Genomic DNA, 24,492 nt, shown 5'->3' with positions numbered 1-24,492 from the left:
CAATTTTTCTCTCCCTTTTTCAGATCTCATCCATACTGGGTAGTGGCGAATAAATCTCATTTGCCTCACCTGCTATGCAGAACATCATCCGAAAAGGAGGAACTATGAAGGCTGCGGTTGTTACGAAGGATCATCATGTTGACGTTACGGATAAAACACTGCGCTCACTGAAACATGGCGAAGCCCTGCTGAAAATGGAGTGTTGTGGTGTATGTCATACCGATCTTCATGTTAAGAATGGCGATTTTGGTGATAAGACCGGTGTGATTTTGGGTCATGAAGGTATTGGTGTGGTCGCAGAAGTTGGCCCCGGTGTCACCTCATTAAAACCAGGCGATCGCGCCAGCGTGGCGTGGTTTTACGAAGGATGCGGTCATTGCGAATACTGTAATAGTGGTAACGAAACTCTCTGTCGTTCGGTAAAAAATGCCGGATACAGCGTTGATGGCGGGATGGCGGAAGAGTGCATCGTGGTCGCCGATTATGCGGTAAAAGTGCCAGATGGCCTGGACTCGGCGGCGGCCAGCAGTATTACCTGCGCGGGCGTCACCACCTACAAAGCCGTTAAACTGTCAAAAATTCGTCCCGGTCAGTGGATTGCTATCTACGGTCTTGGCGGTCTGGGTAACCTCGCCCTGCAATACGCGAAGAATGTCTTTAACGCTAAAGTGATCGCCATTGATGTCAATGATGAGCAGTTAAAACTGGCAACCGAAATGGGCGCTGATTTAGCGATTAACTCACGCACCGAAGACGCCGCCAAAATTGTGCAGGAGAAAACCGGTGGCGCTCACGCTGCGGTGGTAACAGCGGTAGCTAAAGCTGCGTTTAACTCGGCGGTTGATGCTGTACGAGCAGGCGGTCGTGTTGTGGCTGTCGGTCTGCCGCCGGAGTCTATGAGCCTGGATATCCCACGCCTTGTGCTGGATGGTATCGAAGTGGTCGGTTCGCTGGTCGGCACGCGCCAGGATCTAACCGAAGCCTTCCAGTTTGCCGCCGAAGGCAAAGTGGTGCCGAAAGTCGCCCTGCGTCCGTTAGCGGACATCAACACCATCTTTACCGAGATGGAAGAAGGCAAAATCCGTGGCCGTATGGTGATTGATTTCCGTCGCTAAGAGGCCTTTGCTGCGACTGCTATGTTCGGGTCGCAGCATCGCACACTCTCCAACATGAAATGGCTAAATGGATTATTGTTGCGTAGGAAGGAACAATAATGATAGTGTTCCCAGTGAAGGAACACTACTGAGAGTAAAGACACTGATGAAAATGGCCAATCATCCCCGCCCGGGGGACATTATTCAGGAATCACTGGACGAACTTAATGTCAGCCTGCGCGAGTTTGCCAGAGCAATGGAAATTGCGCCCTCAACGGCAAGCCGATTGCTGACCGGAAAAGCAGCTTTGACGCCAGAAATGGCAATTAAACTTTCCGTGGTGATCGGCAGTTCGCCGCAAATGTGGCTGAATCTGCAAAACGCCTGGAGTCTGGCAGAGGCAGAAAAAACGGTCGATGTGTCGCGACTGCGCCGTCTGGCTGCGCAGTAAATATTTACTCATTTCCGACCGCTGGATTTCTCTGCGACACCTGTTTCGAAAGGAAATCGACAAGCAACTCCAGCGGAAATACAGTATCTTTTGTCTGGCGCAATTCCTCCAGTGACCACCAGCGGTGATCGCCTATAACGAGCTTTTCATGATGACTCCAGCCAGAAAATTCAGTCTCTTTTTGCGCTACGCGGATCATAAAGAAACGCTCATCGGCGATAACGCTTTCTCCGCTCGGTAACATCATGGTGAATCTTTGGCTGGCTATTTGTGGTCCGGCTGACTGGCGGGAAATGCCTGTTTCTTCCTGCAACTCCCTTAACGCAGCCTCTTCGAAAGACTCGTTATGTTCCAACCCACCACCAGGCGTAGCCCAGTATTGTCTTCCGGTAAGCGCATCATCAGTATGCTGAAAACGAAATAACAGCACCCGATTATCGGCGCTGAGAACAAATAATCTTGCTGCAGGGCGTATACGCATAATAACCTCCATGTCAGATAAAAAAATGGCGCCTTTTACAGCGCCATTTTCAGCTTAAAGTTCAAAAGAGATTATATCCCTTCTTCACTCTCTTTTTTCGCTTCTGCCTTCTCGATTTCACGATACCAGCGCGGATGGTGTTTCTTCGCCCAGCGACGGCTTACCTTCCCTTCGATCATCCCTTTAATCGATCCTTTCACCCAAAATGCCATATACATATGGATCAGGATGGCGTGGATCAGGATGATACCGGCAGCCGCGTGGATCAGCAGACTGTAACGGACAACCTGCATCGGGAAGTACTGCGCAAAGTACGGACGCCAGATAATCACCCCGGTCACCAGCAGCACAAAAATCATGCTCATGATCGACCAGAACATCATCTTCTGTCCGGCGTTGTACTTACCAACATCCGCCACTTTGTGCTCATTGCCTTTCAATACTTCAACAATGTTCAACAGCCACGGAATATCTTTCTTATCCGGGATGTTGTGATGCACAAAGCGGAAGAACATAAACATCAGCGCGACGAAAATCGCAATGCCGAAGAACGGGTGCAAAATGCGTCCCATCTGCGGCGTACCGAAGGTTTGCGTCAGCCATTGCAGCGTCGGGAAGAAGAACGAAATCCCGGACAGCGCCACCAGGAAGAAGCAAATCACCACGGTCCAGTGACAGGCGCGATCGATAAACTTCGTGCGCACAATCATTTTCGACTTACTCATGATGCTCCTCCTCGTCATCGTCCACTTCCTTATTCGGGCCAATACCGATGTAGTGGAAAATCAACCCGGCAAAAGTGGCGATAAAGCCAGCCGCTGCCAGCGGTTTCAGCGCGCCTTTCCACAGGCTTACCGATGTATCGATCTTCGGATCTTTCGGCAGACCATGATACAGCTCCGGCTGATCGGCATGATGCAGCACGTACATGACGTGCGTACCACCGACCCCTTCCGGGTTGTAGACGCCAGCATGTTCGTAACCGCGCGCTTTCAGTTTCGCCACGCGCTGTTCCGCCAGCTCCAGCATCTCCTTCTTGGTGCCGAAGTGGATAGCCCCGGTCGGACAGGTTTTCACACAAGCCGGTTCCTGGCCGACGCTGACGCGATCGACGCAGAGCGTGCATTTATATACCCGGTTATCCTCTTTGTTGAGGCGCGGAATATTAAACGGACACCCGGCAATGCAGTAACCACAGCCGATGCAGTTTTCCGACTGGAAATCGACAATCCCGTTAGCGTACTGAATGATTGCACCAGCAGACGGGCACGCCTTCAGGCAGCCCGGATCTTCACAGTGCATACAGCCGTCTTTACGGATCAGCCACTCCAGCTTGCCGTTCTGTTCGGTTTCGCTAAAGCGCATCACCGTCCAGGACTTGGCGCTCAGATCGGCGGGGTTATCGTAAACCCCGACGCAGTGCCCCACTTCATCACGGATGTCGTTCCACTCCGAACACGCCACCTGACAGGCTTTACAGCCGATACAGGTAGAAACGTCGATAAGTTTCGCGACTTCTGCTTTGTAATCACGCACCTGCGAAGGCGGCGTGATGGAGTTAGTTGCGGACCTTTTGATAATGTCCTGCGTTTCCATAGCCATCTGTTCGCCCCCTTACGCCTTCTCGATGTTTACTAAGAACGCTTTATATTCCGGCGTTTGCGAGTTTGCATCACCGACATTCGGCGTCAGAGTGTTAGCGATATAACCTTTACGCGCGACACCCTCAAAGCCCCAGTGGATTGGAATACCCACCGTTTCAACCTGCTGACCGTTTACATTCAGCGGTTTCAGACGGCGCGTTACCACAGCCACCGCGCGGATAAAGCCACGCTTGCTTGAGACAGTGACTCGATCGCCATTGGCAATGCCTTTCGCCGCCGCCAGCGTTTCGCTGATTTCCACAAACTGTTCCGGCTGGGCGATTGCGTTGAGCAACGCGTGCTTGGTCCAGGTATGGAAGTGCTCAGTCAGACGATAGGTCGTACCCACATACGGGAACTGCTCTTTTTTACCCATCCGCAGCGCGTCTTGTTCATACAGACGAACAACCGGGTTAGATACCACGTTCGGATGCAGCGGGTTAGTGCCCAGCGGCGTTTCAATTGGCTCGTAGTGTTCCGGGAACGGACCTTCCGCCATTTTGTTGATGGCAAACAGGCGTCCCATCCCTTCCGGCTGCATGATAAACGGCCCGGTTGGCGTACCTGGTGCGGCATTGCCGAAGTCCGGAATATCGTTACCCGTCCACTTGCTGCCGTTCCACTGGATCAGCATCCGTTTCGGATCCCACGGTTTACCGTTGATATCCGCCGAAGCACGGTTGTAGAGTACGCGACGGTTGAGCGGCCACGCCCAGGCCCATCCCAGCGTATTCCCCAGACCGGATGGGTCGGAGTTATCGCGGTTAGCCATCTGGTTGCCCTGCTCTGTCCAGCTACCGGTGTAGATCCAGCAAGAAGATGCGGTTGTACCGTCATCACGCAGATGCGCAAAGCTACTCAGCAACTGACCTTTCTTCGCAATCAGCACGCCATTAGCATCATAGAGATCTTCCAGCGCATAGCCGTTGTTCTCTTTTGCCACTTCGTCAGATTGCGGTTCGTGCGGCTGCTTGTAGTTCCAGCTCATCTTCATCAGCGGTTCTACGCCTTTACCACCTTCGGCTTTGTACAGCTCGCGCAGATGATGGTAGATGCCAGCCAGAATTTCGCCGTCGTTACGCGCTTCGCCCGGCGCGTCCTGACCTTTCCAGTGCCACTGCAACCAGCGACCGGAGTTAGCGATAGAACCATCTTCTTCAGCAAAGCAGGTCGAAGGCAGACGGAATACTTCAGTCTGAATAGACGCCGGATCGACATCGTTCGACTCGCCGTGGTTCTGCCAGAAGGTAGAGGTTTCAGTCACCAGCGGATCGATAACCACCATGTACTTCAGCTTGCTCAGGCAGCTCACCACTTTGTTTTTGTCCGGGAAGGACGCAACCGGGTTGAAGCCCTGGCAGAAATAACCGGTGACTTTGCCTTCGTCCATCATGTTGAAATACTTGATGACGTCGTAGGTCTGATCCCACTTCGGCAGCCAGTCGTAGCCCCAGTTATTCTCTTTCTGCGCGGCATCGCCGTAGAAAGATTTCATCAGGCTAACGAAGAACTTCGGATAGTTGCTCCAGTAGTTCACCTGATCAGCCAGCGTCGCTTTCGGCGTGTTCGCTTCCAGATACGACTGCAAATCAACCTGTTTTTCTGACGGCAGCGTCAGATAACCCGGCAGGCTGGTAGAGAGCAGGCCTAAGTCGGTCAGACCCTGAATGTTGGAGTGACCACGCAATGCGTTCACGCCGCCACCGGCCATACCCATGTTACCGAGCAGTAACTGGATCATCGCCATAGTACGGATGTTCTGCGCACCCACGGTGTGCTGCGTCCAGCCCAACGCGTACAGGAAGGTGGTTGTGCGATCCGGCGCGCTGGTGGAGGCCAGCACTTCACACACTTTCAGGAAGTCGGCTTTTGGCGTACCACAGATGTTTTCAACAACGTCCGGCGTGTAGCGGGAAACGTGCTCTTTCAGCAGGTTCCACACACAGCGCGGATGAGTCAGTGTTTCATCGCGTTTCGCATAGCCGTTTTCATCGAACTGATAGTTCCAGGACGACTTATCGTACTGGCGTTTTTCAGCGTCATAGCCGCTGAACAGGCCGTCTTCGAAAGCAAAATCATCACGCACCAGCAGGCTGGCGTTGGTGTAATGCTTAACGTATTCAGCATTGATTTTGTTATTTTCGATCAGGTAGCGCAAAACGCCAGACAGGAACGTAATGTCCGTACCGGAACGAATAGGTGCGTAAATATCCGCCACAGAAGCGGTACGCGTAAAACGGGGATCGACAACGATCAAGGTTGCATCGTTGTTGTTTTTCGCTTCCATCGCCCAGCGGAAACCGACGGGATGCGCTTCAGCAGCGTTACCGCCCATCACCATTACGACGTTAGCGTTTTTGATATCCACCCAGTGGTTGGTCATCGCACCGCGACCAAATGTTGGAGCAAGACTTGCTACCGTTGGTCCGTGTCAGACGCGCGCCTGGTTGTCTACCGCCAGCATCCCGAGGGAGCGGGCAAATTTCTGCGTCAACATCCCGGTTTCGTTGCTGGCGCCGGAGGCACACAGCATACCGGTAGAAAGCCAACGGTTTACCGTTACGCCCTGCTCGTTCTTTTCAATAAAGTTAGCGTCACGGTCAGCTTTCATCAGCTTCGCAATACGGGAGAATGCTTCTTCCCAGCTAATGCGCTGCCATTTGTCAGAACCTGGCGCACGATATTCCGGGTAGCGCAGACGGTTTTCGCTGTTGACGTAATCCAGCAAACCGGCCCCTTTCGGGCATAACGCACCACGGCTTACCGGATGATCCGGGTCACCTTCAATGTGATAAATCGCTTCTCTGGCGTTTTTCGCGCCATCACCCAGGCTATACATCAATAGCCCGCAACCTACGGAACAGTATGTGCAGGTGTTACGGATCTCTTTCGCGCGTAATAATTTATAGTTTCGCGCCTGAGCCAGTGCTTCCTTCGGGGCAAAGCCCAATGCCGCTACTGTTGTTCCCGCCATACCGCCCGCGCAGATTTTAAAAAATTGTCTGCGACTGACGTCCATTGCTTTCCTCTTTTTTCAGGGGTATTACTGCGCGAGGAAACTAACAGTAAAATTCTGAATCTTTTTGCGCGAAATCAAAAAGAACACGTGTTTGCCACAAAATAATCCGCCTGCGCAAATTGACCTACCTCAATGGCGGTAGAAAAACACACCACTGCCTGACAGCCTGGTTAAAAAAATGCTATAAATTTCAGCTTAATTTTTAACGGCAAGAGAGACTAGACAGCGAGCATGACACGACAAAAAGCAACGCTCATAGGGCTAATAGCGATCGTCCTGTGGAGCACGATGGTAGGATTGATTCGCGGTGTCAGCGAGGGGCTCGGCCCGGTCGGCGGCGCCGCAGCTATTTATTCATTAAGCGGGCTGCTGTTAATCTTCACGGTTGGATTTCCGCGCATTCGGCAGATCCCGAAAGGTTATTTACTTGCGGGGAGTTTCTTATTCGTCAGCTATGAAATCTGTCTGGCACTTTCCTTAGGGTATGCAGCAACCCGCCATCAGGCAATTGAAGTGGGCATGGTGAACTATTTATGGCCCAGTCTGACGATACTTTTTGCCATTCTGTTTAATGGCCAGAAAACCAACTGGCTGATTGTACCAGGATTATTATTAGCCCTTGGTGGCGTCTGCTGGGTATTAGGGGGTGAAAATGGCCTCAAGCCGGATGAAATTATCAACAATATCACTACCAGCCCGTTGAGTTATTGCCTGGCTTTTATTGGTGCTTTTATCTGGGCCGCTTATTGCACGGTCACCAATAAATATGCCCGTGGATTTAACGGTATTACCGTTTTCGTCCTGCTGACAGGAGCAAGTTTGTGGGTTTACTATTTTTTAACGCCGCAACCGGAGATGGTATTTAGCACGCCCGTCATTATAAAACTTATCTCAGCGGCATTTACCTTAGGATTTGCTTACGCTGCGTGGAACGTCGGCATTTTACATGGCAACGTCACCATTATGGCGGTAGGTTCGTATTTTACGCCTGTGCTTTCGTCGGCGCTTGCTGCGGTACTGCTTAGTGCTCCGCTATCGTTCTCTTTCTGGCAAGGCGCATTGATGGTCTGCGGCGGTTCCCTGCTCTGCTGGCTGGCAACGCGTCAACGATAAGCAAAGGCTACGACAATAAAGCCACGATTCATACGGCAACAAATACGTTTGCCGTATGTTAGTCTAAGAATCAGTAACAAATATGATGCATCATTGTTACATTCGGTAACACATATCCATTCAGATAATCAACTTTCTCCCCCCGCAGTTTCGCTTTGTTATCTATTCTTTCAATCAGCACTTCACTCTATTTACTCTTAATTCTAATAACGGACCATTGCGTCCAATGTCCTGCCTTGTCTTTTTTTCATTAACAATGTGTGCATGTGAGGAAGAATATGGCACTACAAAATGAGAAAAATAATCGTTACCTTTTGCGCGACTGGAAGCCAGAAAATCCGGCATTCTGGGAAAATAAAGGAAAACACATTGCCCGAAGAAACCTCTGGATATCAGTAAGTTGTTTACTCCTTGCCTTCTGTGTCTGGATGTTATTTAGCGCAGTTGCCGTTAATCTCAATAAAATCGGCTTTAATTTCACTACCGATCAGCTTTTTTTATTAACCGCCTTACCTTCCGTTTCCGGCGCATTATTGCGTGTTCCCTACTCCTTTATGGTGCCTATATTCGGTGGACGCCGTTGGACAGTTTTTAGTACCGCGATTCTGATTATTCCTTGCGTCTGGCTCGGTATTGCTGTGCAAAATCCGAATACTCCTTTTGGGATATTTATTGTTATTGCTTTGCTCTGTGGTTTTGCTGGCGCGAACTTTGCTTCGAGTATGGGAAATATCAGTTTTTTCTTCCCGAAAGCCAAACAAGGCAGTGCATTAGGGATTAATGGCGGGTTGGGGAATTTAGGCGTCAGCGTGATGCAACTGGTTGCGCCGCTGGTGATTTTTGTACCGGTATTTGCTTTTCTTGGCGTCAATGGCGTACCGCAGGCCGATGGTTCGGTGATGTCGCTGGCGAATGCTGCATGGATTTGGGTGCCGCTACTGGCGATTGCCACGATCGCCGCCTGGTCAGGGATGAATGATATTGCCAGCTCACGTGCGTCAATTGCTGACCAGTTGCCCGTTTTGCAACGGTTGCATCTGTGGCTGCTGAGTCTGCTCTATCTCGCTACCTTTGGCTCGTTTATCGGTTTTTCCGCCGGATTTGCCATGCTGGCAAAAACACAGTTCCCGGATGTGAATATTCTGCGCCTGGCGTTCTTTGGCCCATTTATCGGTGCCATCGCGCGGTCGGTGGGTGGTGCTATTTCCGATAAATTTGGCGGCGTGCGGGTGACGCTTATCAACTTCATTTTTATGGCGATTTTCAGCGCCCTGCTGTTCCTTACCCTACCTGGCACGGGTTCCGGCAATTTCATCGCATTTTACGCTGTGTTTATGGGGTTATTCCTTACCGCGGGTTTGGGAAGTGGTTCTACTTTCCAGATGATCGCTGTCATCTTTCGCCAGATAACGGTTTATCGCGTGAAGATGAAAGGCGGCAGCGATGAACAGGCCCAGCGAGAAGCAATCACTGAAACGGCGGCGGCGCTGGGCTTTATTTCGGCCATCGGCGCGGTGGGCGGCTTCTTTATTCCACAAGCATTTGGCATGTCGCTGAATATGACCGGCTCGCCAGTGGGCGCGATGAAAGTGTTTTTAATCTTTTACATCATCTGTGTGCTGCTGACCTGGCTGGTTTATGGTCGGCGGAAGTTCAGCCAAAAATAAGAGATCGATGCCTGGTGTACAACCGTGTCGCATCCGACAAGGCATCAGATCCCAAATCATTCCTGGAGCAGGAGTCATGTCATGAGTAAACTTTTGGATCGCTTTCGCTACTTCAAACAAAAGGGCGAAACCTTTGCCGATGGTCACGGACAGGTGATGCATAGCAACCGCGACTGGGAAGATAGCTATCGTCAGCGTTGGCAATTCGACAAAATCGTGCGTTCCACCCACGGCGTTAACTGTACTGGCTCCTGTAGCTGGAAAATCTACGTTAAAAATGGCCTGGTGACCTGGGAAATCCAGCAGACCGACTACCCGCGCACTCGCCCTGATCTGCCCAATCATGAACCTCGCGGCTGCCCACGCGGCGCAAGTTACTCCTGGTATCTTTACAGCGCTAACCGCCTGAAATACCCGCTAATTCGTAAGCGACTGATTGAACTGTGGCGCGAAGCCCTTAAACAGCACAGCGATCCGGTACTGGCGTGGGCATCGATTATGAACGATCCGCAAAAGTGCCTGAGCTACAAACAAGTGCGTGGGCGCGGCGGCTTTATCCGCTCCAACTGGCAGGAACTAAACCAGCTGATTGCCGCCGCTAACGTCTGGACCATCAAAACTTACGGCCCGGATCGCGTTGCCGGATTCTCACCGATTCCGGCGATGTCGATGGTATCTTACGCCGCCGGAACGCGTTATCTGTCGCTGCTTGGCGGCACCTGTTTAAGTTTCTACGACTGGTATTGCGACCTGCCGCCCGCCTCGCCAATGACCTGGGGCGAGCAAACCGACGTGCCAGAATCTGCCGACTGGTATAACTCCAGCTACATCATCGCCTGGGGATCTAACGTACCGCAGACGCGCACGCCAGACGCTCACTTCTTTACTGAAGTGCGCTACAAAGGCACCAAAACTATCGCCATTACCCCTGACTACTCGGAAGTGGCAAAGCTGTGCGACCAGTGGCTGGCGCCAAAGCAAGGCACTGATAGCGCGCTGGCGATGGCGATGGGCCATGTGATTTTAAAAGAGTTTCATCTCGATAATCCCAGCGATTACTTTATCAACTACTGCCGCCGCTACAGCGACATGCCGATGCTGGTAATGCTTGAACCACGTGAAGATGGCAGCTATGTTCCCGGGCGTATGATCCGCGCGTCTGACCTGGTGGATGGACTGGGCGAAAGCAACAATCCGCAGTGGAAAACCGTGGCGGTTAATACCGCAGGTGAACTGGTGGTGCCGAACGGTTCGATTGGTTTCCGCTGGGGCGAAAAAGGCAAATGGAATCTGGAATCCATTGCCGCCGGTACGGAAACCGAACTGTCGTTAACCCTGCTCGGTCAACACGACACCGTTGCAGGCGTGGCCTTCCCCTACTTTGGCGGCATTGAAAATCCGCACTTTCGCAGCGTAAAACACGATCCTGTCCTGGTGCGTCAATTACCCGTTAAAAACCTGACATTAGCCGATGGCAGCAACTGTCCGGTCGTCAGCGTTTATGATTTGGTACTGGCGAATTACGGCCTCGATCGCGGGCTGGAAGATGAAAGCAGCGCGAAAGATTACGCTGAAATCAAACCGTACACCCCAGCCTGGGGTGAGCAAATTACCGGCGTACCGCGCCAGTATATTGAAACCATCGCCCGCGAATTTGCCGATACCGCCCATAAAACGCATGGGCGCTCGATGATTATCCTCGGTGCAGGCGTCAACCACTGGTATCACATGGATATGAACTACCGTGGGATGATCAATATGCTGATCTTCTGCGGTTGTGTCGGGCAAAGCGGCGGCGGCTGGGCGCACTATGTCGGTCAGGAAAAACTGCGCCCACAAACCGGCTGGTTGCCGCTGGCCTTTGCGCTCGACTGGAACCGTCCACCGCGCCAGATGAACAGCACCTCGTTTTTCTACAATCACTCCAGCCAGTGGCGCTATGAAAAAGTCACCGCGCAGGAATTGCTCTCACCGCTCGCCGACGCCAGTAAATACAGCGGTCATCTGATTGATTTCAACGTTCGCGCCGAACGTATGGGCTGGCTCCCTTCTGCGCCGCAGCTGGGGCGTAACCCGCTCTCCCTGAAAGCCGAAGCCGACAAGGCCGGATTATCACCCGCCGAATTTACCGCCCAGGCACTGAAGTCAGGTGAGTTACGCATGGCCTGCGAACAGCCGGACAACGGCAGCAACCATCCGCGTAACTTGTTTGTCTGGCGTTCAAACCTGCTTGGCTCTTCCGGCAAGGGCCACGAGTATATGCAGAAGTATCTGCTGGGTACGGAAAGTGGCATTCAGGGGGAAGAACTTGGACCGACGGAGGGAATCCAACCGGAAGAAGTTGAGTGGCAAACTGCAGCGATTGAAGGCAAGCTGGACCTGCTGGTGACGCTCGACTTCCGTATGTCCAGCACCTGTCTTTTCTCCGATATTGTTCTGCCCACCGCCACCTGGTACGAAAAAGACGATATGAATACCTCGGATATGCATCCGTTTATTCATCCACTTTCTGCGGCGGTCGATCCGGCGTGGGAATCACGCAGCGACTGGGAAATCTACAAAGGTATCGCCAAAGCCTTTTCGCAAGTGTGCGTGGGACATCTCGGCAAAGAAACGGATGTTGTGCTGCAACCGTTGTTACACGACTCTCCGGCAGAGCTCTCCCAGCCGTGTGAAGTGCTCGACTGGCGCAAAGGCGAATGCGACCTGATCCCGGGTAAAACCGCGCCGAATATTGTGGCGGTGGAACGCGACTACCCTGCTACCTATGAACGCTTTACCTCGCTCGGGCCACTGATGGATAAACTTGGCAACGGCGGTAAAGGGATTTCGTGGAATACCCAGGATGAAATCGATTTCCTCGGCAAACTCAATTACACCAAACGCGATGGCCCGGCGCAGGGGCGTCCGCTGATTGACACCGCCATTGATGCATCAGAAGTGATTCTGGCGCTGGCACCGGAAACCAACGGTCATGTGGCGGTCAAAGCGTGGCAGGCGCTGGGCGAAATCACCGGACGCGAACATACCCATCTGGCGCTGCACAAAGAGGACGAGAAGATTCGCTTTCGCGATATTCAGGCGCAGCCGCGTAAAATTATCTCCAGCCCCACCTGGTCCGGTCTGGAAAGCGATCACGTCTCCTACAACGCCGGATACACCAACGTTCATGAGTTAATTCCGTGGCGCACGCTGTCGGGCCGTCAGCAGCTGTATCAGGATCATCCGTGGATGCGTGCTTTTGGTGAAAGCCTGGTGGCTTATCGCCCGCCTATCGACACCCGCAGCGTCAGTGAAATGCGCCAGATCCCGCCAAACGGCTTCCCGGAAAAAGCACTTAACTTCCTGACGCCGCACCAGAAATGGGGCATTCACTCCACCTACAGTGAAAACCTGCTGATGCTGACGCTTTCTCGCGGCGGGCCGATTGTCTGGATCAGCGAAACCGATGCCCGTGAACTGACCATTGTCGATAACGACTGGGTGGAAGTGTTTAACGCCAACGGCGCGCTGACAGCTCGTGCGGTTGTTAGCCAGCGCGTACCGCCGGGTATGACCATGATGTATCACGCCCAGGAACGCATTATGAATATCCCCGGCTCGGAAGTAACCGGCATGCGCGGCGGCATTCATAACTCGGTCACCCGCGTTTGCCCGAAACCGACGCATATGATTGGCGGTTACGCGCAACTGGCCTGGGGCTTCAACTACTACGGCACCGTCGGCTCGAACCGCGACGAATTCATCATGATCCGCAAGATGAAGAACGTTAACTGGCTGGATGATGAAGGTCGCGATCAGGTACAGGAGGCGAAAAAATGAAAATACGTTCGCAAGTCGGCATGGTGCTTAACCTCGACAAATGTATCGGCTGCCATACCTGTTCGGTGACCTGCAAAAACGTCTGGACCGGACGCGAAGGCATGGAGTACGCATGGTTTAACAACGTCGAAACCAAACCGGGCATTGGTTATCCGAAAAACTGGGAAGATCAGGAAGAGTGGCAAGGCGGCTGGGTCCGCGATGTCAACGGTAAGATCCGTCCGCGTCTGGGCAGCAAGATGGGCGTGATTACCAAAATTTTCGCCAACCCGGTCGTCCCGCAGATTGACGATTACTACGAACCTTTCACCTTCGACTACGAACACTTGCATAGCGCGCCGGAAGGTAAACATATTCCCACCGCCCGCCCGCGTTCGCTGATTGACGGTAAGCGGATGGACAAGGTGATCTGGGGCCCAAACTGGGAAGAACTGCTGGGCGGCGAGTTCGAAAAACGCGCCCGCGACCGCAACTTCGAGGCCATGCAAAAGGAGATGTACGGGCAGTTTGAAAACACCTTCATGATGTATCTGCCGCGCCTGTGCGAACACTGCCTCAACCCCAGCTGCGTGGCGACCTGCCCCAGCGGCGCTATCTACAAACGCGAAGAAGACGGCATTGTGCTGATCGATCAGGATAAATGTCGTGGCTGGCGTTTGTGCATTAGCGGTTGTCCGTACAAAAAAATCTACTTCAACTGGAAAAGCGGCAAGTCAGAAAAATGTATCTTCTGTTACCCGCGAATTGAGTCAGGCCAACCCACCGTGTGCTCAGAAACCTGCGTGGGTCGCATCCGGTATCTTGGCGTGCTGCTTTACGACGCCGACCGCATTGAGGAGGCGGCGAGCACCGAGCGTGAAGTTGATCTCTATGAGCGCCAGTGCGAAGTATTCCTCGATCCGCACGATCCCTCAGTGATCGAGGAAGCCCTGAAACAAGGTATCCCGCAAAATGTGATTGAAGCTGCCCAGCGTTCGCCAGTCTACAAAATGGCGATGGACTGGAAACTGGCGCTACCGCTGCACCCTGAATATCGCACCCTGCCGATGGTCTGGTACGTTCCTCCGTTGTCGCCGATTCAGTCCTACGCTGATGCGGGCGGTTTGCCGAAAAGCGAAGGCGTGCTCCCCGCCATCGAAAGCCTGCGTATTCCGGTGCAATATCTCGCCAATATGTTGAGTGCTGGCGATACCGGCCCGGTACTGCGGGCGCTAAAAAGGATGATGGCGATGCGCCACTATATGCGTTCACAAACCGTAGAAGGCGTAACGGATACCCGCGCCATCGACGAAGTGGGTTTGAGCGTCGCTCAGGTCGAAGATATGTATCGCTATCTCGCTATCGCCAACTATGAAGATCGTTTTGTCATTCCGACCAGTCATCGTGAAATGGCGGGCGACGCCTTCGCAGAACGCAACGGCTGCGGCTTTACTTTTGGCGACGGTTGCCACGGCTCGGACAGCAAATTCAACCTGTTCAATAGTAGCCGAATTGATGCCATCGACATTACCGAAGTACGCAATAAAGCGGAGGGCGAATAATGCAGATCCTCAAAGTGATCGGCCTGTTGATGGAGTATCCGGACGAGCTGTTATGGGAATGCAAGGAGGACGCGCTGGTGTTGATCCGCCGCGACGCGCCGATGCTTACGGATTTCACCCGTAACCTGCTTAACGCGCCGCTGCTGGATAAACAGGCCGAATGGTGCGAAGTGTTTGACCGTGGACGTACCACATCGCTGCTGCTGTTCGAACATGTTCATGCCGAGTCCCGCGATCGAGGCCAGGCAATGGTGAACCTGCTGGCGGAGTATGAAAAGGTCGGTCTGCAACTGGATTGTCGGGAACTGCCTGATTATCTGCCGCTGTATCTGGAGTATTTAAGCGTACTGCCGGACGACCAGGCGAAAGAAGGGTTACTCAACGTTGCGCCGATCCTCGCCCTGCTTGGCGGACGCTTAAAACAACGCGAGGCACCGTGGTATTCGTTGTTTGACGCCCTACTGCATCTGGCGGGAAGTACACTTTCAAGTGACAGTGTCACTAAACAAATTCGCAGCGAAGAGCGCGACGACACCCGTCAGGCGCTGGATGCGGTGTGGGAAGAGGAACAGGTGAAGTTTATTGAAGATAACGCCACGGCGTGTGACAGCTCGCCGCTCAATCAATATCAGCGACGCTTTAGCCAGGATGTCGCGCCGCAGTATGTCGACATCAGTGCGGGAGGTGGGAAATGATTCAGTATCTGAACGTCTTTTTTTACGATATCTACCCGTACTTGTGTGGCACGGTTTTTATCCTTGGAAGCTGGCTGCGCTACGATTACGGGCAGTATAGCTGGCGCGCCGCCTCCAGCCAGATGCTGGATAAACGCGGGATGGTGCTGTGGTCGAACTTGTTCCATATCGGCATTCTGGGGATCTTCTTCGGTCATCTGTTTGGCATGTTAACGCCGCACTGGATGTACGCGTGGTTTCTGCCGGTGGCGGTAAAACAACAGATGGCGATGGTGCTCGGTGGTATTTGCGGTGTATTAACGTTGATTGGCGGTGCGGGGCTGCTGGTGCGTCGTTTAACAAATCCGCGTATCAGGGCGACGTCTTCTGGTGCGGATATCCTGATCCTCGCCATTTTGTTAATTCAGTGCATTCTTGGGTTAACCACCATTCCCTTTTCAGCACAACATCCGGACGGCAGTGAAATGATGAAGCTGGTGGGCTGGGCGCAAAGCATTGTCACTTTCCAGGGCGGCGCATCGACGCATCTTGATGGCGTAGCTTATATCTTTCGCGTTCATCTGGTATTGGGAATGACCATCTTCCTGCTCTTCCCGTTCACCCGACTGGTGCATGTCTGGAGCGCGCCGTTTGAGTACTTTACTCGTCGGTATCAGATTGTGCGTTCGCGGCGATAATCATTACCCTGGCCGGATAGCCCTTCGCTCTCCGGCCTGTTGCAGGCTATGATAGTTCTCCAGCCACAGGAGAACGTTAATGAAACCGCAGGTTTACCACGTCGATGCTTTTACCTCTCAACCGTTTCGCGGCAATTCTGCCGGTGTTGTTTTCCCTGCCGATAATCTTAGCGAAGCGCAAATGCAACTTATCGCCCGCGAATTAGGGCATTCGGAAACTGCTTTTCTGCTGCACAGCGACGACAGCGATGTGCACATCCGCTACTTTACGCCAACAGTTGAAGTGCCGATTTGTGGTCACGCGACCGTGGCAGCACATTATGTACGTTCGAAGGTATTAGGTTTGGGAAATTGCACCGTCTGGCAAACGTCGCTGGCAGGAAAACACCGCGTGACTATCGAAAAGCACAACGATGATTATCGTATTTCGCTGGAACAAGGTTCTCCTGGCTTTGAGCCACCGCTGGAAGGTGAGACACGTGCGGCGATTATTAACGCGCTTCATCTCACTGAAGACGATATTTTGCCAGGCTTGCCAATTCAGGTCGCAACAACAGGACACTCAAAAGTGATGATTCCGCTGAAAACAGAAGTGGATATCGACGCCCTTTCGCCTGACCTTGCTGCACTAACCGCTATCAGTAAACTGATTGGCTGCAATGGTTTCTTCCCGTTCCAGATCCGCCCAGGCAAAAATGAAACCGATGGTCGCATGTTCTCGCCTGCGATTGGTATTGTGGAAGATCCGGTGACCGGCAATGCCAATGGCCCGATGGGTGCATGGTTGGTACATCACAACGTATTGCCCCACGATGGCAGCATGTTGCGTGTTAAAGGCCATCAGGGGCGCGCATTGGGTCGTGATGGAGTGATTGATGTGACGGTGACAATTCGCGATAACCAGCCGGAGAGTGTCACCATTTCTGGCACTGCGGTGATTCTTTTCCATGCTGAATGGGCAATTGAACTCTGAAACCGTTGCAATAGATGGCAGAAAAACAAATTGCCTGATGCGCTTCGCTTATCAGGCCTACAACCGCCGGATTAGGCGTTTACGCCGCATCCGGCACTCTGGCACCAACTATTTCCCCGCTTCCGGATGCGTATCAAACGCTGCCATCACCTGCGCCAGCTCATCCACAGTAAACCCATGTTTCGCATCATCCACACCCAGTCCAAACTGCTCCTGCATCACGGCATACAACGACGCCGCATCTGGCAAATTCTGCTGCTCTGCTACGTGACCATTTTCATAATGGGTGAAATGAAAATTGGTCAGTGTCAGCTTGCCACCGTCCGGCAAATGGCGGCACATTAACAAATGATGGCGAAAATGCGATTGTGGCCAGTGCGCCGACCAGAAATTACCCATCACATAATCGCTTTGTTGCTGCTCGCAGAGATCAAAACGGTACATCGACTGCCAGTGCTGATGATGATTAAACTGCAAAACCCAGTCGTCCCCTTCCTGTAACAGCCGATATTCGCCATGTGGCGTTGTTTGCGCGATATCCGGCACTAAACGGATTGGCGCGGTCAGCGTCTGACCACCAAAACCAACGTCGGCAATCCATTGTTCACCTTCCAGTTCTACTAACAACAGACGGTGCGTGCGCGGCGGTAAGGATGGTGGATTAGATAACACTACGCGCCCTAACAGACTACGTACATGAAAACCCAGCTCGCGTAATACCCGCTCAAACACGCCATTCTGTTCAAAGCAATAACCGCCACGCCGGGCGAACACCAATTTCTCTTCCAGAGATTGATCATCAAGCTGCATTTCCCTCGGCAGCAGTACATCAAGATTTTCAAATGGAATGGTGCAATTGTGTTTCAGGTGTAATGCTCGAAGCGTATCGATATTGGCCGCAGCAGCTCCCGACCAGTTAATGCGGGCAAAATAATGATTCAGAATGGGCGTCATCAGGCGTTTCCGTTAGTGGTTTTATCAACTTATAACCTGGAATAGACGCTGCACAGGCTATTTTGTGCGATCGCGGACATGCATCACGTTCGCAAATCGCCGATCCCGTTAATTTCGTTGCTTATTGCGTTACGAGCTACGCTTTTAAAACAACCTTCTTAGCGAGGCGATACCGTGAGCCGATTCATCCCCGTAGAATTACACCATGCCAGCCGTCTGTTAAATCATGGCCCTACTGTCCTGATCACCAGTTTAGATGAGCAATCCCAGCGGCGTAACATTATGGCGGCAGCCTGGTCAATGCCGGTGGAGTTTGAACCTCCACGCGTGGCGATTGTGGTAGATAAATCGACATGGACGAGGGGGTTGATTGAGCGTAACGGTAAATTTGGCATCGTTATCCCAGGCGTTGCAGCGACTAACTGGACGTGGGCAGTGGGAAGTGTATCTGGGCGTGAAGAAGATAAATTTAATTGCTATGGCATTCCGGTGGTGAAAGGTCCGGTGCTTGGTTTGCCACTTGTTGAAGAGAAATGTCTGGCATGGATGGAGTGCCGATTGCTACCAGCGACTTCCGCGCAAGAGAAATACGACACGCTGTTCGGCGAAGTGGTATCAGCAGCGGCAGACGCACGGGTATTTGTCGAAGGCCGCTGGCAGTTTGATGATGATAAGCTCAATACACTACATCATTTAGGTGCTGGCACGTTTGTTACCAGCGGCAAGCGTGTTACGGCTGGTTAAGCATTACATGCTGTAACCAGGTTTCTTTATCAAGGCATCCATTTGGGGCGCAATTTCGGCGTCCCAGATAGCTTGCCATGATTCTGGTTGAATCTGCTGTAGCGCAATGCTTATCGAACTGTCTTTACTGTTCAGATGGCGAATAATAACGTCGGTAATATCTGCAGCAAGCGCTGCTTTTTGTTGTTCGTCCAGTTCACGCGGAAAACATTTAATGTCTATGTGCGGCATGATTGTGCTCCTTTTGAAAGATGTCAGTAAAATTAACACACGTTGTGAATGTCGTGTGTCCGGTAATGCGTTTTTACGGCAATAATGCCTACTTGAAATTGTACATATTTGTACTACACACTTTTAAATAAAGCGCCAACGAAAACGTTAACTTGCAGAATATATTCTTCGCCAACATGCCATTAAGAAAACACAAGTTCCCGGCTTGCCAATTTGTTAACGCCCATTATAGTTATTCTTGCCCTCACTAAAAATTTTCATCCGTAATTACCCTCAATAAAAATCCATTCTGGAGACACTTAAGATGCAGCTTAATCATATTGTTAAAAGTCTGCTAATAACGGGATTATTCACCACCAGTTCCTTACCTCTCCTCGCGGCGGAAGCCCCTAAAAACGCCACCGCAGCCACGCAGCAAGCAAACAATTTACTCTATAACCAGTTGCCGTTTTCCGATAACACTGACTTTACTGATGCCCATAAAGGTTTTATTGCCCCTATTCCTCAGGACGTGATTAAGGGCGAACAAGGAAATGTTATCTGGGATCCACAACAATACGCTTTTATCAAAGAAGGCGATAAAGCCCCTGATACGGTGAATCCAAGTTTATGGCGTCAGGCGCAACTGATAAATATCAGCGGATTATTTGAAGTGACTGAAGGTGTCTATCAGATTCGTAACCTTGATTTATCAAATATGACCATCATTGAAGGCAAAGAGGGTATTACCGTCGTTGATCCACTTGTTTCAGCAGAAACAGCCAAAGTTGGGATGGATCTCTATTACAAAAATCGCGGCCAGAAACCGGTAGTGGCGGTTATCTACACACACAGTCATGTCGATCACTACGGTGGTGTTCGCGGCGTAATTGATGAAGCTGACGTTAAATCAGGCAAAGTTAAAATCTATGCGCCAGCCGGATTTTTGGAGGAGGCCGTTTCCGAAAATATTATGGCTGGCAATGTGATGAGCCGACGAGCCAGTTATATGTATGGCAACTTATTGAAACCTGATGTTAAAGGCCAGGTCGGCGCGGGACTGGGAACAACCACTTCAGCAGGAACGGTCACGTTGATTGCTCCTACTAACTACATCACCAAAACCGGGCAAAAAGAAACTATTGACGGGTTGACCTATGATTTTCTGATGGCGCCAGGTTCCGAAGCGCCTTCTGAAATGCTGTGGTTTATTGAAGAAAAGAAACTGATCGAAACGGCAGAAGATGTCACGCACACCCTTCACAACACTTATTCGCTGCGTGGTGCCAAAATTCGCCAACCGCTGCCGTGGTCAAAATATATTAACGAAGCACTCAATTTATGGGGTGATAAAGCCGAGATTATTCTCGCTCAACATCACTGGCCAACCTGGGGCAACGATAACGTGGTCAAGCTGCTTAAAAGCCAGCGTGATTTGTATCGTTACATCAATGATCAAACTCTGCGTATGGCAAATCAGGGGATGACCCGTGATGAAATTGCCGCAAACTTTAAACTGCCCTCTTCACTGGCTAACACCTGGGCGAATCGCGGCTATTACGGTTCGGTGAGCCATGATGTGAAAGCAACTTACGTGCTTTATCTCGGCTGGTTTGATGGTAACCCCGCAACGCTTGATGAACTGCCGCCAGAAGAAGGCGCAAAGAAATTTGTCGAGTATATGGGCGGTGCTGATGCCATTTTACAAAAAGCCAAACAGGATTATGACCAGGGTAATTTCCGCTGGGTTGCTCAGGTTGTCAGTAAGGTGGTGTTTGCGGATCCAAACAACCAGGCAGCGAGAAATCTGGAAGCTGATGCGCTTGAGCAGTTAGGCTATCAGGCTGAATCTGGGCCGTGGCGTAATTTCTATCTCACTGGCGCACAGGAATTGCGTAACGGTGTACAAAAATTACCAACCCCAAATACTGCCAGCCCTGACACTGTGCGTGCAATGACGCCAGAGATGTTCTTTGATTATCTTGCCGTCCATATTAATGGTGAGAAAGCGGCAGACGCCAAAGCCGTGTTGAATTTCGATTTTGGTGAAGATGGCGGCACCTATAAAGTGGAGCTTGAAAATGGTGTTCTCAATCATACCGCTGGTGTAGAGGCTTCGGATGCTGATGCCACTATCACTCTGTCTCGTGATGTATTGAACAAAATTGTATTGAAAGAAGAGACGCTGAAAGAAGCCACAGACAAAGGAGATGTCAAAATTACTGGCAATGCGGAAAAACTCAACGAGCTGTTAGGTTATATGGATAATTTTGAGTTTTGGTTCAATATGGTGACACCATAAATTCAGTATAAATCGGGCAGGTTTCCTGCCCTTTTCTGGTTATAAGAAATGGTTTCTGCTAAAAGAAAAAACGCTCATTGTTCGTGGAAAAATCGCCAGGATATGGTTATTCGCGGAATGTCGATTAGCCTGCCGTGGTTTGCCTTGATTAACATCTGTTTTTCATCGATGATTTTGCTGCGTGGTATTTTGTTTAATGAGGACATGACTTCAGGGTTTAATGAGAAAAACCTTGTACATACTATTGATATTTCATCTTTCGGCATTCTGCTGATTAGTGGCCTTTTATTGCTCATCTCCCGAAAAAAAGTGCTGTATATTCAGCAACTATTGGTCATTCTAAGCCTGTTATGGTCATGGTGTTGCTTTTATTTCATTGCACACTGGACGCTACCTTTTGCTTATCCTCTGTGTGTATTGTTAATGCTTAGTGCCGTTGTTGCGCTGTATTTTCACACGCCATCATTACTCGCATTCATCACTCCATTATGGTTTAGCATCCCGTTAGCCAGTCTTGTTCTCAATCAGCATGTGAATGTTCATTTCGCTGTTATCTGGAGCCTTTTTTCACTGGCGCTATATGGTGGGCGACTTATTTTATTACGTTGGTTTGAAGAAGCATGGCAACAAAACAAGTACAACAACCAGTTAATTAATCGCCTTGATGCATTAGCACATCGTGATCCTTTAACTGGGATAGCAAACCGACGTGCAATGAACAGTATCTTACACGACGCGATAGATAACGGCGGGTCATTTGCTCTCATTATGTTGGATGTCGATTTTTTTAAACGCTACAACGACACCTACGGGCACCCAGCGGGCGATAAATGTTTGATACAAGTTGCCGACGCCCTGCAACGCGCAATACGCCAGCCTGAAGATATAGTCGCTCGTTATGGTGGCGAAGAGTTTGCCATTCTACTTTTTAATGCAACATTGCCGGAAGCTGAGGCGGTAGCAGCCAGAGTGAAGCAAGAACTTAAACTGGCAGCTATCCCGCATCAGGCATCTGCTGTTAGTGCATTTGTTACGGTTAGTCAGGGGATTGCCTGTTCTGCTCCCGCAAAAACGGCTGAACAAATTGTTTCAGATGCCGACGCCGCGTTATACCGGGCGAAAGAAAATGGGCGAAATCGATGGGCTTTATAAGCATTAGGGGACTGGCCAGATTACGTCTCTCCGCTCTTAACAAGGGCTGACGGGTGATAATATTTGTTTATAGTGATCTTCCCGAAGACCAGACTGTGCAGCATCCGTCCCAATCTGTCGTAACTGAAGCAGATAATCTCCGGTGCGTTCGTTTCCCCGGCATCTGACCGCTGGTGAACACCACTTCCGTGACCACGTTCAGCGAGTGGTCACGGTACGCCTGGCGCATCCATCCGACTCTACCCGTCGTGCTGCCAGCGCAGCATCTGCCCAACCGCAGCGACACGCCGGTGATCAAAATCAGCGCCAAATGGCTGAGGGAAGCGGGATTTGAGATCGGCACGGGCGTTACCGTGAAGCTCCCGGAAGGCTGCCTGATCCTGCTTGCGGATAACAACGAAGTACAGGGACTGCTCAGGGAACTTTATCAGGTTAAACAGGTGGTGAAGGGGATGCGGGACGGGATGTTTAGTGTGCTGAACGAGAGTTAAATAATAAAAAGCCGGGAAGATCTTATCTTTCCCGGCCATCTTGCCATACATTAATTATTTATGAATATAATATAACTGAACATCATATTCATTATCACTTAAAACTATTAGTCGATCAGGAGATGTAAATGCTAATGAAAGATCATATGTTTCATTTATCGAAAACAAACTCAATATGAAATTTGAAAAAAATTCGACATGAAGAGATATGCAAACCTCTCCATTATAGAATATATTGCAAAGAATATCTTTTTTCACATTCAGTGTACTTTCAACATCTCTCGCTAGATCATTAATATTTAAAGGTAAATTGAAAACTTTCCGTTCAATAATATTATTGGTTTTATTTATTGCCATTAGCATTTCTCGATGCCACATGAAGTCATTTTTACGTAAGAATGATACATCAAAGGAAGTGACACCATTTAATTTAGATGCATAATCTTTTGCTCTAATTAAATTTAATTTATCTTCAAGACTAATTTTCATAATATATATGATGATCCTTAGTTGCAGGGTCATTGATTTTCTGATATCTATCACTTTTGAAATCGTATGTTCTAGGATCAGCGCCTGGTTTAGGTTGTCCTGCATGTGCGTGAGGGCCAAGTGCCCTGGGATCTGCCGTATGCTCGACTACAACTTTTTTATGTCCGTAGGCATCTGTATATTCATAATATCGCCCATGAGACCCTAAATCTTCTGAATATTTATAATTTGTTTGTCCCCTTCTTCTAGGATCATTTCCAACTGTCCATTGCCTATTAGGTTGCTGTGAACGAGGTATGCCCGCAGGGCAAGATTACGAAAGCCCGCTCCCCGCAAGGACTGACGCGAGATAGTTTCTGTCCATGGCTGCTTTTCGCATCTTACGTCTTAACCCTGCCTTGAATACCTTATCATTCGTCAAAATATTAATAGCAATGTGCCGTATCCCTGAAAATAATTCTGCTGCATTTCCTCTTCTTATTTTGCAGTCGTCTTCATTCATTACCACGTCCAGACGCCAGTGCAGCTTATTCTCCACGTGCCAGTGATTTCGGATCGCTGTGGCGAACTTCTCAGCGGTTAAATCAGCAGAACTGATATAATATCTGACCGTCATTTCTGGCTCTTTCTTTTGTTCTGCTATTATGGACCGAAAGGAGACTGCCACGCATAATTTCTTCAGCCCTTTCCATTCAAACGTGAAATCAATAAGTTCATCAGGGACATCGCAAACAATATGAAGACGGTTCTCTTCTCTGCCGTGACTCTTTTCACTAATTGCGTAACTGTCATGCTCTGGATTATTTAATTCTTTCAGCGGAAATTTTTCCTCAAAGGCTTTATTTAGCCGCCCCTGGTTTCCTTTTACAGCGAATAAATAATCACCTCCCTGTTTTTGTATCTTCTCTGCAATATCTTTCTGGCAACCCATCGCATCAGTTGTGATAATTTTTCCTTTAATATCCAACATGTTA

Annotated in this window: 21 protein-coding genes and 1 pseudogene; 13 read left to right on the top strand and 9 right to left on the bottom strand. The window is 50.5% G+C overall.

What is annotated here, in order from left to right:
* The first annotated feature begins 104 nt into the window (after window positions 1-104).
* Together adhP and D9736_RS20240 are read left to right on the top strand one after the other, a co-directional pair.
* Complete coding sequence (gene adhP, locus D9736_RS20245) at window positions 105-1,115, top strand: alcohol dehydrogenase AdhP (RefSeq protein WP_000642407.1); 1,011 nt, start codon at window positions 105-107, stop codon at window positions 1,113-1,115.
* Between the two features lie 145 nt (window positions 1,116-1,260).
* Window positions 1,261-1,545, top strand: coding sequence for a HigA family addiction module antitoxin (locus D9736_RS20240; RefSeq protein ID WP_004975840.1), 285 nt, complete (start codon window positions 1,261-1,263; stop codon window positions 1,543-1,545).
* Between the two features lie 4 nt (window positions 1,546-1,549).
* On the opposite strand, the gene D9736_RS20235 is transcribed toward D9736_RS20240, so the two are convergent.
* The 4 genes from D9736_RS20235 to fdnG form a co-directional block, all read right to left on the bottom strand.
* Window positions 1,550-2,026, bottom strand: coding sequence for an NUDIX domain-containing protein (locus D9736_RS20235; protein ID WP_130259035.1), 477 nt, complete (start codon window positions 2,024-2,026; stop codon window positions 1,550-1,552).
* A 71-nt stretch (window positions 2,027-2,097) separates the two neighbouring features.
* Window positions 2,098-2,751: a formate dehydrogenase-N subunit gamma gene (fdnI, locus tag D9736_RS20230; RefSeq protein ID WP_000045638.1), complete on the bottom strand. Its 654-nt coding sequence runs from the start codon at window positions 2,749-2,751 to the stop codon at window positions 2,098-2,100.
* Window positions 2,744-3,628 (bottom strand): formate dehydrogenase N subunit beta, encoded by an 885-nt coding sequence (gene fdnH / locus D9736_RS20225; RefSeq protein ID WP_001240583.1) that lies wholly within the window; start codon window positions 3,626-3,628, stop codon window positions 2,744-2,746. The genes fdnI and fdnH overlap by 8 nt, the downstream gene beginning before the upstream one ends.
* A 12-nt stretch (window positions 3,629-3,640) precedes the next feature.
* Window positions 3,641-6,688, bottom strand: coding sequence for a formate dehydrogenase-N subunit alpha (fdnG, locus tag D9736_RS20220; RefSeq protein ID WP_165383176.1), 3,048 nt, complete (start codon window positions 6,686-6,688; stop codon window positions 3,641-3,643).
* 231 nt (window positions 6,689-6,919) lie between these two features.
* Between fdnG and yddG the strand changes: the two genes are divergently transcribed.
* The 7 genes from yddG to D9736_RS20180 all read left to right on the top strand — a co-directional run bounded on the left by yddG (window position 6,920) and on the right by D9736_RS20180 (window position 17,176).
* The gene (gene yddG, locus D9736_RS20210) at window positions 6,920-7,801 is read left to right on the top strand and encodes an aromatic amino acid efflux DMT transporter YddG (protein WP_130210507.1); all 882 of its coding nucleotides are present in this window, start codon (window positions 6,920-6,922) and stop codon (window positions 7,799-7,801) included.
* Between the two features lie 278 nt (window positions 7,802-8,079).
* Complete coding sequence (gene narU, locus D9736_RS20205; protein WP_130210509.1) at window positions 8,080-9,468, top strand: nitrate/nitrite transporter NarU; 1,389 nt, start codon at window positions 8,080-8,082, stop codon at window positions 9,466-9,468.
* Window positions 9,469-9,549: 81 nt separating this feature from the next.
* A complete protein-coding gene (gene narZ / locus D9736_RS20200) occupies window positions 9,550-13,290 on the top strand; it encodes a nitrate reductase Z subunit alpha (protein WP_130259032.1) in 3,741 nt (1,246 codons plus the stop codon).
* Window positions 13,287-14,831, top strand: a complete 1,545-nt coding sequence (narH, locus tag D9736_RS20195) for a nitrate reductase subunit beta (RefSeq protein ID WP_130210513.1) — start codon at window positions 13,287-13,289, stop codon at window positions 14,829-14,831. Before narZ ends, narH begins: the two co-directional genes overlap by 4 nt.
* Complete coding sequence (gene narW, locus D9736_RS20190; RefSeq protein WP_130259031.1) at window positions 14,831-15,526, top strand: nitrate reductase molybdenum cofactor assembly chaperone; 696 nt, start codon at window positions 14,831-14,833, stop codon at window positions 15,524-15,526. The genes narH and narW overlap by 1 nt, the downstream gene beginning before the upstream one ends.
* Window positions 15,523-16,203, top strand: coding sequence for a respiratory nitrate reductase subunit gamma (gene narI, locus D9736_RS20185; RefSeq protein WP_130210515.1), 681 nt, complete (start codon window positions 15,523-15,525; stop codon window positions 16,201-16,203). Before narW ends, narI begins: the two co-directional genes overlap by 4 nt.
* Before the next feature lie 79 nt (window positions 16,204-16,282).
* Window positions 16,283-17,176 (top strand): PhzF family isomerase, encoded by an 894-nt coding sequence (locus tag D9736_RS20180; RefSeq protein WP_130259030.1) that lies wholly within the window; start codon window positions 16,283-16,285, stop codon window positions 17,174-17,176.
* A 108-nt stretch (window positions 17,177-17,284) separates the two neighbouring features.
* On the opposite strand, the gene nhoA is transcribed toward D9736_RS20180, so the two are convergent.
* Window positions 17,285-18,130, bottom strand: a complete 846-nt coding sequence (gene nhoA, locus D9736_RS20175; protein WP_130259029.1) for an N-hydroxyarylamine O-acetyltransferase — start codon at window positions 18,128-18,130, stop codon at window positions 17,285-17,287.
* Window positions 18,131-18,304: 174 nt separating this feature from the next.
* Between nhoA and D9736_RS20170 the strand changes: the two genes are divergently transcribed.
* Window positions 18,305-18,874, top strand: coding sequence for a flavin reductase family protein (locus tag D9736_RS20170; protein ID WP_130259028.1), 570 nt, complete (start codon window positions 18,305-18,307; stop codon window positions 18,872-18,874).
* Window positions 18,875-18,877: 3 nt separating this feature from the next.
* Here the strand turns inward: D9736_RS20170 and pptA are convergent, their stop codons facing one another.
* A complete protein-coding gene (pptA, locus tag D9736_RS20165) occupies window positions 18,878-19,105 on the bottom strand; it encodes a tautomerase PptA (RefSeq protein ID WP_130210863.1) in 228 nt (75 codons plus the stop codon).
* A 304-nt stretch (window positions 19,106-19,409) separates the two neighbouring features.
* Between pptA and D9736_RS20160 the strand changes: the two genes are divergently transcribed.
* From D9736_RS20160 to D9736_RS20150, 3 genes are all read left to right on the top strand, one after another.
* Window positions 19,410-21,386 (top strand): alkyl sulfatase dimerization domain-containing protein, encoded by a 1,977-nt coding sequence (locus D9736_RS20160; protein WP_130259027.1) that lies wholly within the window; start codon window positions 19,410-19,412, stop codon window positions 21,384-21,386.
* A 102-nt stretch (window positions 21,387-21,488) separates the two neighbouring features.
* Window positions 21,489-22,538, top strand: coding sequence for a GGDEF domain-containing protein (locus D9736_RS20155; protein ID WP_130259041.1), 1,050 nt, complete (start codon window positions 21,489-21,491; stop codon window positions 22,536-22,538).
* Between the two features lie 248 nt (window positions 22,539-22,786).
* Window positions 22,787-23,029, top strand: coding sequence for a SymE family type I addiction module toxin (locus tag D9736_RS20150; RefSeq protein WP_130259040.1), 243 nt, complete (start codon window positions 22,787-22,789; stop codon window positions 23,027-23,029).
* 54 nt (window positions 23,030-23,083) lie between these two features.
* Here the strand turns inward: D9736_RS20150 and D9736_RS20145 are convergent, their stop codons facing one another.
* The 3 genes and pseudogenes from D9736_RS20145 to D9736_RS20135 all read right to left on the bottom strand — a co-directional run.
* Window positions 23,084-23,518, bottom strand: a complete 435-nt coding sequence (locus tag D9736_RS20145) for a hypothetical protein (RefSeq protein ID WP_130259026.1) — start codon at window positions 23,516-23,518, stop codon at window positions 23,084-23,086.
* Complete coding sequence (locus tag D9736_RS20140) at window positions 23,508-23,816, bottom strand: HNH/endonuclease VII fold putative polymorphic toxin (RefSeq protein WP_240731075.1); 309 nt, start codon at window positions 23,814-23,816, stop codon at window positions 23,508-23,510. Before D9736_RS20140 ends, D9736_RS20145 begins: the two co-directional genes overlap by 11 nt.
* A 15-nt stretch (window positions 23,817-23,831) precedes the next feature.
* Window positions 23,832-24,492: pseudogene (locus tag D9736_RS20135) on the bottom strand (ISAs1-like element ISEc1 family transposase); the annotation flags it as partial.

It is taken from the genome of Escherichia sp. E10V10 (genome assembly GCF_004211985.1).
GTDB lineage: Bacteria > Pseudomonadota > Gammaproteobacteria > Enterobacterales > Enterobacteriaceae > Escherichia.
This window is presented reverse-complemented; position numbering and strand designations above follow the sequence as displayed.

What these genes read in the sequence shown, in the direction of transcription:
- adhP (WP_000642407.1), top strand. Translation starts at nt 105, where the DNA reads ATGAAGGCTGCGGTTGTTACGAAGGATCATCATGTTGACGTTACGGAT.
- D9736_RS20240 (WP_004975840.1), top strand. Translation starts at nt 1,261, where the DNA reads ATGAAAATGGCCAATCATCCCCGCCCGGGGGACATTATTCAGGAATCA.
- D9736_RS20235 (WP_130259035.1), bottom strand. Translation starts at nt 2,026, where the DNA reads ATGCGTATACGCCCTGCAGCAAGATTATTTGTTCTCAGCGCCGATAAT.
- fdnI (WP_000045638.1), bottom strand. Translation starts at nt 2,751, where the DNA reads ATGAGTAAGTCGAAAATGATTGTGCGCACGAAGTTTATCGATCGCGCC.
- fdnH (WP_001240583.1), bottom strand. Translation starts at nt 3,628, where the DNA reads ATGGCTATGGAAACGCAGGACATTATCAAAAGGTCCGCAACTAACTCC.
- yddG (WP_130210507.1), top strand. Translation starts at nt 6,920, where the DNA reads ATGACACGACAAAAAGCAACGCTCATAGGGCTAATAGCGATCGTCCTG.
- narU (WP_130210509.1), top strand. Translation starts at nt 8,080, where the DNA reads ATGGCACTACAAAATGAGAAAAATAATCGTTACCTTTTGCGCGACTGG.
- narZ (WP_130259032.1), top strand. Translation starts at nt 9,550, where the DNA reads ATGAGTAAACTTTTGGATCGCTTTCGCTACTTCAAACAAAAGGGCGAA.
- narH (WP_130210513.1), top strand. Translation starts at nt 13,287, where the DNA reads ATGAAAATACGTTCGCAAGTCGGCATGGTGCTTAACCTCGACAAATGT.
- narW (WP_130259031.1), top strand. Translation starts at nt 14,831, where the DNA reads ATGCAGATCCTCAAAGTGATCGGCCTGTTGATGGAGTATCCGGACGAG.
- narI (WP_130210515.1), top strand. Translation starts at nt 15,523, where the DNA reads ATGATTCAGTATCTGAACGTCTTTTTTTACGATATCTACCCGTACTTG.
- D9736_RS20180 (WP_130259030.1), top strand. Translation starts at nt 16,283, where the DNA reads ATGAAACCGCAGGTTTACCACGTCGATGCTTTTACCTCTCAACCGTTT.
- nhoA (WP_130259029.1), bottom strand. Translation starts at nt 18,130, where the DNA reads ATGACGCCCATTCTGAATCATTATTTTGCCCGCATTAACTGGTCGGGA.
- pptA (WP_130210863.1), bottom strand. Translation starts at nt 19,105, where the DNA reads ATGCCGCACATAGACATTAAATGTTTTCCGCGTGAACTGGACGAACAA.
- D9736_RS20160 (WP_130259027.1), top strand. Translation starts at nt 19,410, where the DNA reads ATGCAGCTTAATCATATTGTTAAAAGTCTGCTAATAACGGGATTATTC.
- D9736_RS20155 (WP_130259041.1), top strand. Translation starts at nt 21,489, where the DNA reads ATGGTTATTCGCGGAATGTCGATTAGCCTGCCGTGGTTTGCCTTGATT.
- D9736_RS20145 (WP_130259026.1), bottom strand. Translation starts at nt 23,518, where the DNA reads ATGAAAATTAGTCTTGAAGATAAATTAAATTTAATTAGAGCAAAAGAT.